This window comes from Rhodococcus sp. 27YEA6 (genome assembly GCF_044908235.1).
GTDB lineage: Bacteria > Actinomycetota > Actinomycetes > Mycobacteriales > Mycobacteriaceae > Rhodococcus_F > Rhodococcus_F qingshengii.
On record NZ_JBIYCY010000001.1, the window covers coordinates 495,972 to 512,217 of the forward strand.

At 64.2% G+C, this 16,246-nt stretch carries 15 protein-coding genes; 11 read left to right on the forward strand and 4 right to left on the reverse strand.

From position 1 onward, the window contains the following. Positions 1-3 precede the first annotated feature (3 nt). The 9 genes from purL to purM all read left to right on the forward strand — a co-directional run bounded on the left by purL (position 4) and on the right by purM (position 10,351). Complete coding sequence (purL, locus tag ABH939_RS02485; protein WP_003940379.1) at positions 4-2,292, forward strand: phosphoribosylformylglycinamidine synthase subunit PurL; 2,289 nt, start codon at positions 4-6, stop codon at positions 2,290-2,292. A gap of 3 nt (positions 2,293-2,295) precedes the next feature. Beyond that, complete coding sequence (locus ABH939_RS02490) at positions 2,296-4,080, forward strand: alpha/beta hydrolase (RefSeq protein ID WP_404649282.1); 1,785 nt, start codon at positions 2,296-2,298, stop codon at positions 4,078-4,080. Next, entirely contained in the window at positions 4,077-4,733 is a 657-nt protein-coding gene (locus ABH939_RS02495; RefSeq protein ID WP_065455262.1) for a CPBP family intramembrane glutamic endopeptidase, read from the forward strand. Before ABH939_RS02490 ends, ABH939_RS02495 begins: the two co-directional genes overlap by 4 nt. Then, positions 4,733-5,122 carry a sterol carrier family protein gene (locus tag ABH939_RS02500; protein ID WP_007733822.1) on the forward strand — a complete coding sequence of 130 codons (390 nt, stop codon included), beginning with the start codon at positions 4,733-4,735 and terminating at the stop codon, positions 5,120-5,122. The genes ABH939_RS02495 and ABH939_RS02500 overlap by 1 nt, the downstream gene beginning before the upstream one ends. 170 nt (positions 5,123-5,292) lie before the next feature. Next, complete coding sequence (purF, locus tag ABH939_RS02505) at positions 5,293-6,870, forward strand: amidophosphoribosyltransferase (RefSeq protein WP_003940541.1); 1,578 nt, start codon at positions 5,293-5,295, stop codon at positions 6,868-6,870. Between the two features lie 144 nt (positions 6,871-7,014). Further along, positions 7,015-7,623 carry an AIM24 family protein gene (locus tag ABH939_RS02510; RefSeq protein WP_003940441.1) on the forward strand — a complete coding sequence of 203 codons (609 nt, stop codon included), beginning with the start codon at positions 7,015-7,017 and terminating at the stop codon, positions 7,621-7,623. Between the two features lie 3 nt (positions 7,624-7,626). After that, positions 7,627-8,304 carry an AIM24 family protein gene (locus ABH939_RS02515; RefSeq protein WP_003939918.1) on the forward strand — a complete coding sequence of 226 codons (678 nt, stop codon included), beginning with the start codon at positions 7,627-7,629 and terminating at the stop codon, positions 8,302-8,304. Between the two features lie 13 nt (positions 8,305-8,317). Continuing rightward, complete coding sequence (locus tag ABH939_RS02520; protein ID WP_003939813.1) at positions 8,318-9,064, forward strand: AIM24 family protein; 747 nt, start codon at positions 8,318-8,320, stop codon at positions 9,062-9,064. A 207-nt stretch (positions 9,065-9,271) separates the two neighbouring features. Beyond that, positions 9,272-10,351, forward strand: coding sequence for a phosphoribosylformylglycinamidine cyclo-ligase (gene purM, locus ABH939_RS02525; protein WP_003940225.1), 1,080 nt, complete (start codon positions 9,272-9,274; stop codon positions 10,349-10,351). A 150-nt stretch (positions 10,352-10,501) separates the two neighbouring features. On the opposite strand, the gene ABH939_RS02530 is transcribed toward purM, so the two are convergent. The 4 genes from ABH939_RS02530 to ABH939_RS02545 form a co-directional block, all read right to left on the reverse strand. After that, positions 10,502-10,705, reverse strand: coding sequence for a DUF3073 domain-containing protein (locus ABH939_RS02530; protein WP_003940337.1), 204 nt, complete (start codon positions 10,703-10,705; stop codon positions 10,502-10,504). Positions 10,706-10,907: 202 nt separating this feature from the next. After that, positions 10,908-11,861 (reverse strand): asparaginase, encoded by a 954-nt coding sequence (locus tag ABH939_RS02535; RefSeq protein WP_404649283.1) that lies wholly within the window; start codon positions 11,859-11,861, stop codon positions 10,908-10,910. Beyond that, the gene (locus ABH939_RS02540) at positions 11,858-12,526 is read right to left on the reverse strand and encodes an MOSC domain-containing protein (protein ID WP_030535239.1); all 669 of its coding nucleotides are present in this window, start codon (positions 12,524-12,526) and stop codon (positions 11,858-11,860) included. Before ABH939_RS02540 ends, ABH939_RS02535 begins: the two co-directional genes overlap by 4 nt. Next, positions 12,523-13,644: a folate-binding protein YgfZ gene (locus ABH939_RS02545; protein WP_083056788.1), complete on the reverse strand. Its 1,122-nt coding sequence runs from the start codon at positions 13,642-13,644 to the stop codon at positions 12,523-12,525. Before ABH939_RS02545 ends, ABH939_RS02540 begins: the two co-directional genes overlap by 4 nt. Positions 13,645-13,723: 79 nt before the next feature. Between ABH939_RS02545 and ABH939_RS02550 the strand changes: the two genes are divergently transcribed. Continuing rightward, on the forward strand, positions 13,724-14,587 hold the full coding sequence (locus tag ABH939_RS02550) for an aminodeoxychorismate lyase (RefSeq protein ID WP_007733829.1): 864 nt from the start codon (positions 13,724-13,726) through the stop codon (positions 14,585-14,587). Between the two features lie 154 nt (positions 14,588-14,741). Beyond that, positions 14,742-16,241, forward strand: coding sequence for a cytochrome ubiquinol oxidase subunit I (locus ABH939_RS02555; protein WP_003939875.1), 1,500 nt, complete (start codon positions 14,742-14,744; stop codon positions 16,239-16,241). Positions 16,242-16,246: the final 5 nt, after the last annotated feature.

Consider the following 16,246-nt stretch of genomic DNA (forward strand, 5'->3'; position numbering starts at 1 on the left):
CCAGTGTCTGCTCACCAGGTCGATACCGTCACGCACGCATCGGCTGATCCCGATGCCGCTCAGCCGTTCAAGGAGCTCGGTCTCAAGGACGACGAATACGCACGCATCAAGGAGATCCTGGGCCGCCGTCCCACGGACGCCGAACTGGCGATGTACTCGGTGATGTGGAGCGAGCACTGCTCGTACAAGTCCTCGAAGGTCCACCTCGGATACTTCGGCAAGACCACCACCGACGAGATGCGCGCCAACATGCTGGCCGGTATCGGTGAGAACGCCGGCGTCGTCGACATCGGTGACGGCTGGGCAGTCACGTTCAAGGTCGAGAGCCACAACCACCCGTCGTACGTCGAGCCTTACCAGGGTGCGGCGACCGGTGTCGGCGGCATCGTCCGCGACATCATGGCCATGGGTGCTCGTCCGATCGCCGTCATGGATCAGCTTCGGTTCGGTGCTGCTGACGCCCCCGATACCCGTCGCGTCGTCGACGGTGTCGTGCGTGGTGTCGGTGGATACGGAAACTCCCTCGGCCTGCCGAACATCGGCGGCGAGACGGTCTTCGACGAGTCCTATGCAGGTAACCCGCTGGTCAACGCTCTCGCTGCCGGCGTCATGCGCGTCGAGGATCTGCATCTGGCCTTCGCTTCTGGCGCGGGCAACAAGATCATCCTGTTCGGCGCACGCACCGGTCTCGACGGAATCGGCGGCGTCTCGGTCCTCGCGTCGGCGACGTTCGACGACGAGGGTGGAGACACCGGCGGACGTAAGAAGCTGCCCGCGGTTCAGGTCGGCGACCCGTTCACCGAGAAGGTGCTCATCGAGTGCTGTCTCGACCTCTACAAGGCCGGCCTCGTCGTCGGCATCCAGGACCTCGGCGGCGCCGGGCTGTCCTGCGCCACCTCCGAGCTGGCCGCGGCCGGCGACGGCGGCATGCACATCAACCTCGAGAAGGTTCCGATGCGCGCCACCGGAATGACCCCGGCCGAGGTGCTCTCGAGCGAATCGCAGGAGCGCATGTGCGCCGTGGTCACGCCCGAGAACGTCGATGCGTTCATGGAGGTCTGCAAGAAGTGGGACGTCCTGGCCACCGACATCGGCGAGGTCACCGACGGTGAGCACCTCACCATCTCCTGGCACGGCGAGACCGTCGTCGACGTTCCCCCGCGCACCGTCGCGCACGAGGGTCCGGTTTACCACCGCCCCGTCGAGCGTCCGGCAACGCAGGATGCCTTGATCGCGAATACGACGGCCGGACTGAAGCGTCCCGAAACCGACGCCGAGCTCGAAGCGACCCTGCTGAAGATGATCGCCTCGCCTGCCCTGTGCAGCCGCAAGTGGATCACCGAGCAGTACGACCGCTACGTCCGCGGAAACACCGTCCTGGCCGAGAACGCCGACGGCGGTGTCATCCGCATCGACGAGAAGACCGGACGCGGGATCGCACTGTCCACCGACGCTTCGGGCCGCTACACCGCGCTCGACCCGTACACCGGTGCGCAGCTCGCGTTGGCCGAGGCTTTCCGCAACGTGGCAGTCACGGGCGCAACGCCCAAGGCCGTCTCCAACTGCCTGAACTTCGGTTCTCCCGAGGACCCGGGTGTCATGTGGCAGTTCCAGCAGGCCGTTCGCGGCCTTGCCGACGGCTGCGCCACCCTCGGCATCCCCGTCACCGGCGGCAACGTCAGCTTCTACAACCAGACCGGATCCACGGCAATCCTGCCGACGCCGGTGGTTGCCGTCCTCGGTGTGATCGACGACGTTCACCGCCGCATCCCGACGGGCCTCGGACTCGAGCCCGGCGAGACGCTGATCCTGCTCGGCGACACCCACGACGAGTTCGACGGCTCCATCTGGTCGCAGGTCGAGCACGGTCACCTCGGTGGCGTGCCGCCGAAGGTCGACCTCGCCCGTGAGCAACTGCTCGCCGACATTCTGCTCGCCTCTTCGCGTGACGGTCTCGTCACCGCAGCCCACGACCTCTCCGAGGGTGGACTGGCCCAGGCTGTCGTCGAAGCCGCGCTGGCCGGCGAAACCGGTTGCCGCATCCTGATTCCCGAGGGCGCAGATCCGTTCGTGACCCTGTTCTCGGAATCGTCGGGACGCGTCCTCGTTGCAGTTCCGCGTACCGAGGAGACTCGTTTCACCGGTATGTGCACCGCCCGCGGCTTGCCGTGGACGCGTATCGGGGTCGTCGACGAGGGCAGCGACTCCGTCGAGGTCCAGGGACACTTCTCCGTCACGATGGCCAAGCTCCGTGAGGCCTTCGAGGGAACGCTGCCCGCACTGTTCGGGTGATAGATGGTCGATTCCGGAGAACTGACTTCTTCTGACAGCCAGCCGCAGGAACACCACCTGCGGCTGGCTGTTCCCGCACCCCTCGAGAAGCTCGACAACCGCTTCACCGAGTGGGCGTGGGGGCTCCTCAAACTCGACTTCACCGGCATCGCGTTTGCCGCGTTCTTCTTCTGCTGGTCGTTGACCCCTTCGCTGTTGCCGCGCGATTGGCTTTTCCAAGGTCTGATCGGCGGAATCAACTCGGCCATCGGCTACGGCGTCGGTACTGCGATCGGTTGGGCTGTCGAGCGATACCTGCTCAGCGGGCGACGGTGGTGGCCACTGCCCGAGCCGGTGCCTTCCGCGATCAAGGTCTTCGTTCCGGTCGCGTCCATCGTCGCGGCGATCATCATGCTGGTCTACGCGGCCGGGTGGCAACGTGAAATCGCGGCACTGACCGATGCCGAAGGCACGACCACTTCCGGCTACATCCGAACCCTCGGACTGAGCCTGCTCGTCGGTGGCCTGCTCATCTCGATCTGGCGGGTCCTCCATGATCTGGTGAAACTGATTGCCCGACAGCTGATGCGGCGGTTCCACTGGTCACGGTCGGTGGCCAATGGCGTCGGTGTCCTGGTTGTCACCGTCCTGTTCTTCATGCTGGTCGACGGCGTCCTGGTCCGCGGAATCTATGCAGCGACCAACTCGATCTTCAGTCTGCAGAACTCGACCACTCGCGACGGCGTCGTCGAACCGCACGATCCGATGAAATCGGGTAGCCCCGAATCAGCCGCTCCCTGGGACACATTGGGGTTCGAGGGACGAAACTTCGTCTCGCGCGGACTCGACGCGCAGGAACTCGAAGCGGCAACCGGTAAGCCTGCGATGGATCCGATTCGCGTATATGCCGGACTTGAAAGCGCCGAAGATCCCGAAGAGCGTATGGATCTGGTCATCAAGGAGCTGGAGCGAACCGGCGCCTTCCAACGCAAGGTCCTCGTGGTCATTCCGACGACGGGTACGGGATGGGTCAATCCCACTGCGGCACAGGCAATCGAACTTGTGCATGACGGCGACACTGCTCTTGTCGCCAGCCAGTACTCGTACTTGCCGAGTTGGATCTCGTTCCTCGCCGACCAGGAGAAGGCGCAAGCTGCCGGACGCCTGTTGATCGAGCGGGTACACGAAAGATGGCTCCAGGAACCGGAAGCCACCAGGCCGAAGTTCATGGTCTACGGCGAGAGCCTCGGCGTCATGGCCGGCGCCGGAGCCTTCGACACACTGCAGGCGGCGCGCGATACCGCCGACGGAATTCTGTGGGTGGGCCCGCCGAACGCGACGCAGTTGTGGCGTTCGATCGAGAAGAGGCGCGATCCAGGCACTCCCGAAGTAGCTCCTGTCTACGCGGACGGCTTGGCCGGCGTGCGGTTCGCGGATCGCTCCGAAGACATTCCGACCGACGGGATGACGTGGCCGCAGCCGCGGGTTCTGTTTGTCCAGCACCCTTCCGATCCAGTGGTTTGGTGGTCACCCGACCTCATGTTCAATCGGCCCGAGTGGCTCAAGGAAGTGCCCGGTTTCGACCGCTCGCCGTCGATGAAATGGTTCCCGGTCGTGACGTTCTGGCAGGTGTCGGCCGACCTCGGCAACGCCGCGGGAGTTCCGGACGGCCATGGTCACAATTACGGAACCTCCGTTCTGGACGCCTGGATCAGCGTTGCCCAGCCCGAGGGGTGGACGGCCGCAGAAACCGAGCGAGTGCGGTCGGCATTGGTTGTCGCCGTGAAATCAGAGGGCCCCGAGAAGTGAGGGGAGTCGCCTCGATCGTGCTCTCCGCTACCGCGATCACCTGGAGCAACGTCGTGCTTCCGGCATTCGGTCTTTCGCCCCGAGCCCGCGCCGTGGTCAACACCGCGGCCGGTCTGTCGGCCATCGGAGTCCTACTCGCACGTGGTTACACCCGCGAGGAACTCGGCTTGGCGCACACCGGCATTCGTGGTGGTGCTCAGTTCGGCGGAGCCGCGGCGGGGGCGGTCCTTACCGGCTACAGCGTCGCTTTGGCCGTTCCGTCCTTGCGCGCGACTCTCGCTGCCGACGAGCGAGCAGACGGCCGCGAAGACTTCCTCGAATGGATCATCCTGCACATCCCGTTCGGGACGGTGCTCTCCGAGGAACTGTTGTTCCGTAGCGCGATGTCGGCCGTCTGGAGCCGCGAACTGAACAGGCCGACCGCGCAGGCTGTTCACGCACTGACCTTCGGGCTGTGGCACGTCGCTCCCGCTCGCGGTGCCGGCGACAACGTTCCCGCAGCAGTGGCGTTCACCGGCGCTTCGGCATTGCTGTTCGAGTGGCTGCACCGCCGTGGCGGCAGCGTACTTGCCCCCGCCCTGCTGCACCTGGCCACGAATGCCGGTGGCGCACTTGCCGTTCGTATCGCTACTCGCAGACAGGGAGTGAACTGATGCCGCCCCGCCGCGCCGTCGACCCCGCCGAATTTCGTGCCGCCGTCCTGGCCGTCGGCCCGTGGCTTCGAGATCCGGAACTGCCGAAGCCTTCGCGCAGTGAACTCGGTGCGGCAGTGAAGATGAGTGCGCGCACTCTCGAACAGATCGCCCCCGGATCGAGCGTCGAGGTGCGGGTCCCACCGTTTGTTGCGGTGCAATGCATCGAAGGTCCGCGTCACACGCGCGGAACCCCGCCCAACGTCGTCGAGACGGACGCTCGGACGTGGTTGCAGATGGTCACCGGATTGCTCGAGTTCTCCGAGGCCTCAGGTGACGGAAGAGTCGACGCCTCAGGTAGCCGCGCTCCCGAAATTGCGCACTGGCTCCCACTGCTGCGGTTGACCTAGCAACAGAGGGGTTGGCGCAGCAACAGAGTGGTTGACGCAGTAACAGTGAGAGACCATCCGGTTCGCTTCGGCGTGATCTGAGAGCCAAGGCAGCCCTCAGGGGAAGTGAGTCCCAAAATGGCCGTAGACTGTGGATGCCCCCCAACCCCTGCCCACAAAGGGAGCGCCCGGTGACTCGTGCCGATCTGTCGGTCAACAGTCCAAATCTCCTCGCTTCGAACCCGTCCGACGAGGACGAGAACGAGCCCCGCGAAGAATGCGGTGTATTCGGCGTCTGGGCGCCGGGAGAGGATGTGGCGAAGCTCACTTATTACGGCCTGTACGCACTTCAGCACCGTGGTCAAGAAGCTGCCGGCATTGCGGTAGCCGACGGCTCCCAGGTGTTGGTGTTCAAGGATCTCGGCCTGGTCAGCCAGGTATTCGACGAGCAGACCCTCGCAGCGATGCCAGGTCACGTCGCCGTCGGACATTGCCGTTACTCCACCACCGGTTCCACGACGTGGGAGAACGCGCAGCCCATCTTCCGTACCACCACTGCCGGAACCGGCATCGCGCTCGGCCACAACGGCAACCTGGTCAACACCGCTGAACTCGCGAGCCGCACCCGTGCAGCCGGCCTGGTCAACGACAAGCGCCCCAACGCAGCGACTTCCGACTCCGACCTCATCGGTGGTCTCCTGGCACACGCTGCCGGCGACAGCACCATCGAACAGGCCGCAATGGAATTGCTTCCCACGTTGGAGGGCGCGTTCTGCCTCACCTTCATGGACGAGCACACGCTGTACGCAGCGCGCGATCCGCACGGCATCCGCCCGCTCTGCCTCGGTCGACTCGACCGCGGTTGGGTAGTCGCCAGCGAGACGGCAGCCCTCGACATCGTCGGTGCGTCGTTCGTTCGCGACATCGAACCCGGTGAGCTGCTTGCGATCGACGCCGACGGCGTTCGCTCCTCACGTTTCGCGAATCCGACGCCCAAGGGATGTGTCTTCGAGTACGTCTACCTTGCCCGTCCCGACAGCGTCATCGGTGGCCGTTCGGTCCACTCGACCCGCGTCGAGATCGGCCGTCTGCTCGCCAGCGAGCATCCCGCCGAAGGTGACCTGGTCATCCCCGTTCCCGAGTCCGGCACCCCCGCAGCAGTCGGGTACGCACAGGGCTCAGGCATTCCTTACGGCCAGGGTTTGATGAAGAACGCCTACGTGGGCCGTACCTTCATCCAGCCGTCGCAGACGATCCGTCAGCTCGGTATCAGGCTCAAGCTCAACCCGCTCAAGGAAGTCATCCGCGGCAAGCGCCTTGTGGTGGTGGACGATTCGATCGTCCGCGGTAACACCCAGCGTGCGCTCATCCGGATGCTCCGCGAAGCCGGCGCCCTTGAAATTCACGTCCGTATCGCCTCGCCGCCGGTCAAGTGGCCCTGCTTCTACGGCATCGACTTCGCCTCACCGGCCGAATTGATTGCCAACGGCGCGGGCGGACAGGATGCGACGTTCGAGGAGATGCTCGACGGTGTGCGTCGTTCCATCGGAGCGGACACCCTCGGATACATCTCCACCGAGGGCATGATCGCCGCCACCGAGCAGCCGGCCAGCCGTCTGTGCGCCGCGTGCTTCGACGGGACCTACCCGATCGCGCTTCCCAAGGAAACGTCGATCGGCAAGAACGTCCTCGAGGGGATGCTCGAGAGCACCGCAGGTTCGACGGCCACTCGCGACAACGACAATGCGAGCGCGCTCAGCCGCCCCTGAACATCAGAATCGTTGAAATTCGACAGCCGAGAATCTGCCGTCCACAGCATGTGGGCGGCAGATTTTCTGTTCACGACTTTCTGTTCCACGACACGGCATACGTCGTGAGCATCTGGCATAGTGCCCTCCGTGGCGCAACTGAGAATGGATGGGCACCGGGTCCTGGTCGCAGACCTGGTGGGGGACACCATCAAAGCGATCAACGGCTCGATGGTGGCGTACGAGGGTGCGATCACCTTCAAGAACGCCGGAATGGGCGGTGGTGGCGGGCTGCGTGCCGCGCTGAAACAGAAGGCGGCAGGTGAATCACTGTCCCTGATGGAAGTCAGTGGTCAAGGCACCGTCTATTTCGCGGTCGATGCCCAGGACATCACGATCATCGAGCTCAACAACGACGCTCTGCACGTGGAAGCGTCACAGTTGCTCGCATTGGTCGGACAACTGCGAACCGACGTGAAATTTGCCGGCCTCCGCGGCGCAGGTTCCGGACAGGGATTGTTCACGACTGTCGTCAGCGGCACCGGTCTGGTGGCCGTGCTGTCGAAGGGCGGACCGATCATCGCGCTCGAAGTCAGCCCGCAGTATCCGCTGGTTGCCGATCCCGACGCATTCGTCGCTCACCGTGGCCAGCTCAACCAGAGCTTCGTCACCGACGTCACCTGGCGCTCCGCGATCGGCGGTGGCAGCGGTGAAGCGTTCTCGCTGCGATTCGACGGATCCGGAGTCGTCTACATCCAGCCCGAGGAGCGCTGAACCATGCCGTTGGAATTGGTGAACAGCAAGGTCGTCAAGTCGACCCTCGCGCCGGGCCAGAACGTGCTCGCCCGCACCGGGTCGATGCTCTACTACACCGGTGACGTCCGCTTCATCCCGCACAGCATGGGCGGTGGGCCCGGCGCCATGCCGAACATGGGCGGTATCGCCGGGATGGCCGGCCGCATGATGTCCGGCGAGCATGCACGCATGATGGCGGCCGAGGGAAACGGTGAGGTCTTCTACGGGCATGCCGGCTTGTACGTCGAGGTCATCCACCTCGACGGGTCGTCAATGCTCACCGTCGAAGCCGACCGACTCCTCGCACACGACGGTTACCTCCAGAGTTCGATAGTCGCTCTCACGTCGCAGGGCGGTGTGCGCGGAGCAGTACGCGGCGCCATGACCGGTCAAGGGCTGTTCACGACGCAGTTGCACGGACAGGGAAGCGTCGCGGTCCTCTCGCACGGGGGCGCGATTCCGTTGCAGGTCGGTCCGAACAATCCTCAGGTCGTCGTCGACCCGCAGGCATACGTGTGCCACATCGGTCAGATCAACGTCGACATCTCCGCGAACGTCGGCTGGCGCGAGGCCGTCGGCAAGGGCTCGGGGGAGTCCATCCAGCTGAAGATGACCGGCGCCGGCACCGTTTGGGTCCAGGCGTCCGAGCAGAAGTTCTGAGAGGGCACAGAGCATGGGTATCGAAATTCACAATCCGGCAACTCTGCCCGCCAACGACAACGTCCCGGGCAACGACTACGCCTTCTGCGTCGAGATGGCCGGACAACCGTGGTTCACGTCCAAGGGCGCGATGATCGCGTACTACGGAAACATCAACTTCGAGCCGCTCGGGCGCACGAGCATGACGGCGATCGTCGCGGCCAGGTTTTCTTCACCGCTCTACGCGGACGACTGGGTGCTCGCTCAGGGACAGGGCAAGTTGATCCTCGGGGACCGCGGATTCAACATCAATTCCTACGACCTCGACGACGGCAACCTCACGATTCGCGCGGCCAATCTCCTCGCCTTCGAGACCAGCCTGGACCTCAAACAGTCCATCGTCCCAGGCTTTTTGACGCTACTGGGGACAGGCAAGTTCCTGGCGTCGTCCAATGGCCCGGTCATGTTCGCGGAGCCGCCGCTGCGCATCGACCCGCAGGCGTTGGTGGGTTGGGCCGACTGCCCGTCGCCGTCCCACCACTTCGATGCCGACTGGATGCAGAGCTTCCTGGGCGCGGTTCGCGGAAGCATGTTCGGCGCGAACACCGGCGAAGAACGCCAGTTCGATTTCACCGGAGCCGGGACGGTACTTATCCAGTCGAGCGAGAAGGTCGTCCACGACGGACACCTCCTCAAACACATCGAATCCGAGACGGTCGCACTCGGGCAGAACAGTCTGCGCGCACTGCACGCCTCGATCGGTGCCCGGCTGCAGAACTGACGTCTCGGGGTACGCGAGGTCTCACCGAGGGGGCCGGTCCGGTAGCGTATGGGCGTAATCGTCGGTATTTGTGTGCGCGCTCTGGGTCTCGAGTCGAACGATCCATCTCGCGTCACGAGGATTGCAAACACTTCACATTGCAAGACCACTTACCTGTGCACGAGCAATACGTGCTCGCGAGAAATACAAGGCTGGAGTAGTAACCCGATGACCGAGGACAGTCACCGCACCGCAGGCGCCTCCTACGCGGCAGCAGGAGTCGATATCGCCGCAGGCGACCGGGCGGTGGAACTCTTCGCCCCTCTGGCCAAGAAGGCCAGCCGCCCCGAGGTCATGGGTGGCCTCGGTGGTTTCGCCGGCTTGTTCTCCCTCAAGGGTGATTACAAGGAGCCGTTGCTCGCCGCATCGACTGACGGCGTCGGAACCAAGCTCGCTGTCGCGCAGGCGATGGACAAGCACGACACGGTCGGACTCGACCTCGTCGCCATGGTTGTCGACGACCTCGTCGTCTGTGGCGCTGAGCCGCTGTTCCTCCAGGACTACATCGCCGTCGGCCGGGTCATCCCCGAGCGCGTCGCGGAATTGGTCAGCGGAATCGCCGAGGGCTGCATCCAGGCCGGCTGCGCTCTCCTCGGCGGCGAGACCGCCGAGCACCCCGGCATCATGGCCGACGGTGACTACGACCTTTCCGCCACCGGTGTCGGCGTCGTGGAGGCAGAGAAGCTACTCGGACCGGATCGCGTTCGCCCCGGTGACGTCGTCATCGCCATGGGTTCTTCGGGACTGCACTCCAACGGATACTCACTGGCCCGCAAGGTCCTGCTCGAGATCGACCGCATGAACCTGAGCGCACACGTCGACGAGTTCGGCCGCACGCTCGGTGAGGAACTGCTCGAGCCCACCAAGATCTACGCCAAGGACTGCCTGGCACTCGCTGCCGAGACCGACGTGCGCACGTTCTGCCACGTAACCGGTGGCGGCCTCGCCAACAACCTCGCGCGCGTCATGCCCAAGGGCTTGGTCGCCGAACTCGATCGCGGAACCTGGAGCCCCGCTCCGGTCTTCGCCATGATCGCGCAGCGCGGACGCGTCGAGCGCGCCGAGATGGAGCAGACGTTCAACATGGGCGTCGGCATGGTCGCCGTCGTCGCACCCGAGGACGTCGACCGTGCACTTGCCGTCCTCACCGCACGCCACATCGACTGCTGGACGCTCGGTAGCGTCAAGAAGGCGTCGGACGCCGCTGCAGAGCGTGCGTTCCTGGCCGGAGACCACCCGCGCTTCTAGACCGCAACGTCAGCTGCCCCATCGGAGAGATCCGGTGGGGCAGTTTTGTGTGTCCGTACAAGCAGGCGCGAGGCGGAAAATCGAACGCAAAAATGAGGAAGAGCGATCAGCTCTTCCTCATTTCACAGTCTGCGCGGTGGCAGTGCGCGGTCAACGCCGCCAGTCGTCGTAGTCGTCCTCTCGCGCATGCCCTTCCCTATCGGAAGTCTGGTCCGATCGGACACTGCTCCGATGCGAGTTGGTCGATCCACCTGCGAGCTCTCTTTGCAGGCTGTCGAAATCCGTGGTCGGTACGCTGTATTTCAATTCGCGTGCAACCTTGGTCTGCTTTGCCTTAGCCCGGCCGCGGCCCATGGCTGACCCCCTCGCGCTTTCGCGGGGCGGCCTGGGGAATTTGGCGGCCCCGTTTGAGTGTGTAAGTTTCCTGACACACACTCTAGCGTGGAAAAGTCGCTTCCGCTTCCACGAAGGCCTCACCGCCGTGTCTGATTGCTCTCACTATGGCCGCGAGCTGCCAGGATGCTGAAAGAACTCGTCAGAACTTTGTGAGAACTGCTCAGAAGTTTCCGGGAATTGCGCGAATCGTCCCCACTCGGGCGTCGCCGCCGAAGACCGGAGCGGATGCGAGAGCCGCCAACTCCTCGGTCCACTCGGTGTTCATCCGCTTGAGCAGAGCTGCCGCCAAGGGCAGGAGCGCCCGCTCGTGACCGTCGTCGATCTTGAGGGCGAAAGCGGAACCGTCGGGAAGCGCTCCGGCGTAGATGCCGTCGTATCCGGTCTTGGAGAACAGACCCGGCACGGCGGACATCAGGCGCTGATCGTTGCGGCCGGTGCCCGAGACGAGGAAAGGGTTCTCGCGGACCGCGTCGGCCACAGCTCGTTCGGGTGAGTCGGGCTCAGCTGAGGGCAGGCGTCCGAATGCCCGCGCCAGGTTCGTGAGCGAGAGCGGCACGATCGGGAGGCCGCAACCGTCGATGCCGAGTTCCTGCTCTTCCTCGCCGCTGAGTTCGAAGATCGTCTCCTGGATCGCGAGCTGCAGGGGATGAGTCGGCTCCATGTACGTCTCGAGCGGCCAGTCGTTCACGACGCACGTGGCGAGCATCGCGGAGTGCTTGCCCGAGCAGGTCATGTAGATCGGGCTGGGAAGCTCGCCCGCTGCGATCAGTTCGGCTCGGGCCAGTTCGTTGCCCGGCAGATCGGAGGGGCACTGCAACTGGTCGACACCGAGTTGGTAGCGAGCGAGAAGCGCTGCGACCAGTTCGATGTGATCGGCCTCGCCCGCATGTGAGGACGACGCGACGGCCAGCTCTTCCGGACTGGTGGGTGCAAAGCCGTTACGAAGCGCAGCGACGGCTTGCAGCGGCTTGTTCGCCGAGCGCGGGTAGATGGGTGTGTGAATTTCCCCGAGTCCGACAACGACCTCGCCGTCGGCGCCGAGAATGACGGCCGATCCGCGATGCACGCATTCGCGGAATCCGGAGCGGACCACTTCCACCAATTCGATACTCACGAGTGCACCTGCGCTTCTGCTTGTTCGATGAACCTCTGGACGCGCGCGGTGACGTTCGGTGCAAGGTCGGTGTGTTCTGCGAGCAGCCGTCGAAGCCGCTCAGGGTCCGTTCCGGCGAAGACCTCTCGAACAGTCACTCCGTGATCCGGTACGTGGACTCGGGTGACCGAATCGCCCGCGGCGATCGTGCCGGTCCGGTTGACGCGAAGGTAGGCGCCGACGTCGGTCCGCTCGGTGAATCTTTTGACCCAGCCCTTTTCCGCGGCCCAGATGCCGAAGGTGCCGCACGGGACGCGGGGAGCAGTCACCTCGAGTTCGAGAACGTCCGACGCCTCGGCTCCGGTGATGTGCCAACGCTCGCCGATCACGGCGTCCGTGACGAGCATCCCGCTGATGTGAAGATTCTCGCCGAACCATCCGGGGCCGAGAGGTCGGCCCAATTCGTCCGACCAGCGCTGCGCTTCGTCGCGCTGATACGCGTAGACAGCTTGGAAGGCGCCGCCGTGGAACTCGGTGTCGCAGACGTAGTCGCCACCCAGACCGAGTCGGCCGACCGCGACGCGGCCGTCGACGGGACGCTTGTCGATCGCGGTACGGGGGACTCGCCTGACGCCACTGTCACGTTCGGTGTGGACGACGCAGACCGCGTCGACCGTGCCCGTCACTTTCCGCGCAATCGGTTGACAGCCTCACGTCCGGCCTGGGGTGCGTCGTCCGCCACGATCGAATCCGGATCGATGGACGCAGCGCTGGGGCCGGCCATCAGTTCGGTGTCGACCGGGATGTTGCGCTTGATCAGAGCGAGTGCGATGGGGCCGAGCTCGTGATGATTGACGACGGTCCCGACGCGTCCGACGGCCCGTCCGCCCGCCGTGATCGGGTCACCCGGTTCCGGGACGGCTTCGGCGCTGCCGTCGAGGTGCAACATGACGAGATGGCGCGGGGGCTTGCCGAGATTGTGAACCCGGGCGACGGTTTCCTGACCGCGGTAGCACCCCTTGTCGAGGTGGACGGCGCCGTGCTCGGCCGGCCCACCGATCCAGTGGACCTCGTGCGGGATGGTCCGTTCGTCGGTGTCCAGTCCGAGGCGAGGCCTCGTCGCTTCGACGCGCAGTGCCTCGAAGGCCCAACTGCCGGCGGGCTTGGCGCCGGCATCGGTCAGCCTGGTCCACCACGCTGCCAGTTGCTCACGTGGGACGAGAAGGTCGAAAGAGTTCTCGGTAGGCCACGGCATGCGGCGGACAAATCCGCCGTCGGCCAAGGCGTGAGCGTCGTAGGCCTCGGTGGGTGTCTGAACCTCGAGTGCGGCGAGGACAGTTGACGCTTCGGGTCCGATCAGGCTCAGGACCGCGAGTTCGTTGCCGTCTCGAGGTTCGGCCTTGGACCAGAACACCATCTTCTTCAAGAAGGAGAGAAGGTCGGGTCCGCGGTCGGCCTCGGTGTCGATCCAGGTGACACCTGCCAGGTCCGTCTGCACGAAGTGGTGCTCGACGCGTCCGTTGACGTCCAGGCTCAAGTTCTCGGCACTCTTGCCGTCGGGGAGCGCGGCGATGTGCTGGCTCGAAATCGTGTGCAGCCACGTGAGGCGTTCGTCGCCGGGAATGGCGATCACGAATCTGTGACTGCGGTCGACCACCACTGCTGCGCGCTGCGCGGTTCGCTGTTCGCCGAGAGGATCGCCGTAGTGCCACGCGACACCGATGTCGGCCGAACCGTCCGGTGCGGTGACCGCGCCGGGGGAAGTCAGAAGTGGGCTGTTGGGCACAAGAGCGTTGTCGACCACGAGACCAGTCTAGGAGTGTGGGCGGGATCGCGGTTACAGGGCGGCCCCGGCGGCTTGGCGGATCGTTAGGGTTGATGGCATGCCTGATCGCGTATTGGTGACTCTCGACCATGAGGTGCTCGATGCTGACGCACCGTTTCTGCACGCCGACGACCTGGCGGTGGTGCGCGGCGACGGAGTCTTCGAGACGCTGTTGGTACGCGACGGCCGCGCCCGGGTGGTCGAGGGACACCTGAGTCGACTGGTTCTGAGCGCACGGGCACTCGGCCTGCCCGCTCCGGTTCTCGATGATTGGCGTCTGGCGATCGAGATGGCTGCCGAGGAATGGGGGACCGAGAAGGAAGGCGCCCTTCGTCTCGTTCTGACCCGCGGCCGTGAGAGCGGCGACAAGCCGACAGCCTTCGTGATGGTCGGTCCGGTGGCCGATCGGGTCAGACAGGTCCGCGAATCGGGGTTGTCGGTGATGACTCTCGAGCGAGGTTTCTCTGTCGATCTCTCTGCCCGGGCACCCTGGCAGCTACTGGGCGCGAAGACGTTGTCGTACGCAACCAACATGGCAGCGCTTCGATATGCGGCGAATTTGGGTGCTGACGATGTGATCTTCGTCAGTTCCGAGGGCAATGTGTTGGAGGGGCCACGCTCGACGGTGGTGATCGTTCGGGACAGGACTTTGATCACACCGCCTCCCGCACAGGGCATTTTGATGGGCACTACGCAGCGCGCCCTGTTCGACGTTGCCGGCAGTGCTCGCTTCGATTGCCGATACGAAACCCTCCGACCTGCGGATTTGATTGCGGCCGACGGAGTGTGGATGGTTTCGAGCGTCACGCTGGCCGCACGCGTCCATACACTCGACGGGCTCACATTGCCAGAGCCGAAGGTCTCCGGGGAATTCGCGGAATTGGTTGAACGTGCAATTGATTCGGATTCAGCAGGGCGATAGGCGAATAGGAATCGCGACAGGTCTCTACTACATTTGGTAGTAGCAAAGTCCTGCGGTCCAAACCGGACAGCAGTACCGTGTCCGCAGGGGCCGAGCGACTGCCCGCGTCTCGAACCCCGAAGCCTGTCCCAGGGCCCTACTCTCGGAGTAGCCAATGGATACTTTGGACGTCTCCAGGTGGCAGTTCGGTATCACTACCGTCTACCACTTCATCCTTGTTCCGCTGACCATCGGACTTGCGCCGATGATCGCGATCATGCAGACGATGTGGGTGGTCACCAAAAAGGACCACTGGTATCGGCTCACCAAGTTCTTCGGCAAGCTTTTCCTCATCAACTTCGCACTCGGTGTAGCCACCGGCATCGTGCAGGAGTTCCAGTTCGGCATGAACTGGAGCGAGTACTCGCGATTCGTCGGTGACGTCTTCGGAGCTCCGCTCGCATTGGAAGGCCTTGTCGCCTTCTTCATGGAGTCCGTCTTCATCGGACTCTGGATCTTCGGTTGGGGCAGGCTGCCCAAACTTGTACACCTGGCGTGCATTTGGCTCGTGGCGATCGGCGTCAACGCGTCGGCGTTCTTCATCATCGCGGCCAACTCGTTCATGCAGCATCCGGTCGGTGCGACGTACAACCCTGAAACGGGTCGTGCCGAGCTCACCAGTATCTGGGAGCTGCTGACCAACAACACCGCTCTCGCTGCCTTCCCGCACGCGGTTGCCGGCGCCTTCCTGACGGCGGCGACGTTTGTTGCCGGCATCAGTGGTTGGTGGATGGTGCGGAACATGCGCCGCGCCAAGCAGGCTGAGGCCGCCGAAGCCGAACGCCTCGAGTCCGACGCGCGCACGATGTACCGTCCGGCAACACGATTCGCGTTGCTCGTCATGATCGTGGCCGGAATCGGAATCATCTACACCGGTGACGTCCAAGGCAAGCTCATGTTCCAGCAGCAACCCATGAAGATGGCGTCGGCGGAATCGCTGTGCGACACCGAGATGGATCCGGACTTCTCGATCCTCACTATCGGTACTCACAACAACTGTGACAGCGTGACGCACGTTCTGAAGGTGCCGTTCGTTCTTCCATGGTTGGCCGAGGGCAAGTTCACCGGCGTCGAACTGCAAGGCGTGAACCAACTGCAGGAGCAGGCGGAGCAGGACTTCGGACCGGGTAACTACCGACCGAATCTCTTTGTCACGTACTGGTCTTTCCGCGCCATGATCGGCCTCGCCGCCGGTTCGGCAGCACTGGCTCTCGCGGGACTGTGGGTCACTCGTAAGGGGCGGGTCCCGGACCAGAAGTGGTTCGGAATCCTCAGCCTGGTCGCGATCCCCACTCCGTTCATGGCGAACAGCGCCGGCTGGATCTTCACCGAGATGGGCCGTCAGCCCTGGGTGGTGCATCCCAACCCGACCGGCGTCGACATGATCAGACTCACTGTCGACCAAGGTGTTTCGGACCACGCGTCGGCTACCGTCTGGGCTTCGCTGATCACCTTCACCCTCCTGTACGGAGCGCTGGGTGTGGTCTGGTTCAAGCTGATCGTGCGGTACGCGAAGGAAGGCCCGTTGGAGCACGACATGCATCCACCAGGCGATGCAGATCATGACGAGCCGGAAGATCCGGACAAGCCCAAACAACTGTCGTTCGCGTACTAGGAGGC